Source organism: Paenibacillus sp. 01T431, from assembly GCF_056398625.1.
In genome coordinates, this window is sequence record NZ_JBFTPT010000050.1 from 1 (window position 1) to 1,449 (window position 1,449).

Genomic DNA, 1,449 nt, shown 5'->3' on the forward strand with positions numbered 1-1,449 from the left:
CAATGTCATTAAGTTAACATAAGAGTCAGGACCGGGAATAAAAATAGAATCAGAAACGGCTTGGGAAAAAGTCCTGTGCCGTTTCTTTTTTTATGCAAGTATGAAAAAAGGGAACAGCAAACAAGCGGATGGATGATCAGCTTAAAAAAGTGTTCATACGAACCGAATTTATGCTACTCTGTAGACGAAGCTAACAGATGATTTATAACGGATTTTGCGCGTATTCTGCTGCCCTGGTCGAATGGGCCGAATCGGCAAAACGTTTTTGCGAATCAGTGCTTCAACATCGGGCGGGGGTTCATCGTCTCTTGAGCGCAGGAAATGTCTACAAACGTGAACGGCAACCGTGAAGTTGACTTGGTAGTGGTACTGTTTAGCTTTTTGGGAAATGACGACGTGCGAGGTCATCATTTCTGCAAAATTGTACATGATCATTCTTGCGAAAATTTCTTGGATGACGGACTCTCGTCTCTTTGCGTGAAAATTCGTCAGACCGACGGTGTATTTTAATGCCCTGAATGAGGTTTCAATTCCCCACCGCATGTTATAGATGGACCTGAGTTCATCGGGTGGGRAATCGGCGTCAGATAGATTCGTAATGACGGTCTCATAAGCGCCACCCGGCAGGACGAACCGAACTACCCGAAAAGATATCGGGTAGTACAGGTGCTCCTTCAAATCTAAGAAATCAAAGGTAGACGTTGAAGGGACGAACTTGTAAATTTCGGGATGAGCTTTGACCTCTTTGGTTTGTTTTTTAGTAAGCACCAGATGAACTTCCTTATCAAACGAACCGCTATCGGGTAAACGCAAGCCCGAGAGAATACCATTGGAGGCCAGATCCTTTACCCGAATGACATAGCTCCACCCTTTGCGTTCAATATGCGCGAAATTGTTGTAACTTTCATAACCTCGATCGGCAATTACAATGGTTTTTCCCTCGATGTAGGAACGGTCAACCATATCCCCCAGCGCCTTTCTCTCATTACTTAACCTTCGCGGCTGAACAATCGCATCCACGTAAAGTCTGTTGCAAAGGTCATAGGCGGCGTTTAAATGCAGCAGATTATAGCCTCTTGCTTCCGGTTGACTTTTAAAATAGGTGTCGGTATCCGCAGGGTCAGTGGCGAAATGCAAATCCGAACCGTCAATGGCGAGTAACCGATACCCTCGGTAGTTCTTGAGATCCGTATACGATTGTGTAAATTCTTGAAACAAATATGCCATTGCAGACGGCAAGATTTTCTTCCTTTGTTGAACAAAAGCAGAAGTGGTTGCGGTGTTTACGTCAAAGCCCTGCGATTCCAAGAGTTCCTTGTATAGGCTATTGCCGCCCATAGAAATCAGGAGTTGCATAACCGTTTCAAAGGGCAACTTTTTCTTGCGGGTAAAATCTTTTTCAGGGTTTTTGACATAAGGTGCTGGTGCAACTGACATTTCTCGTATGAG

At 44.6% G+C, this 1,449-nt stretch carries 1 protein-coding gene; it reads right to left on the reverse strand.

The genetic code is table 11. The features are described 5' to 3' along the window. Positions 1–168: 168 nt before the first annotated feature. On the reverse strand, positions 169–1,449 hold a 1,281-nt coding region (locus tag AC1DM9_RS34265; RefSeq protein ID WP_477584491.1), incomplete at its 5' end, for an IS4 family transposase.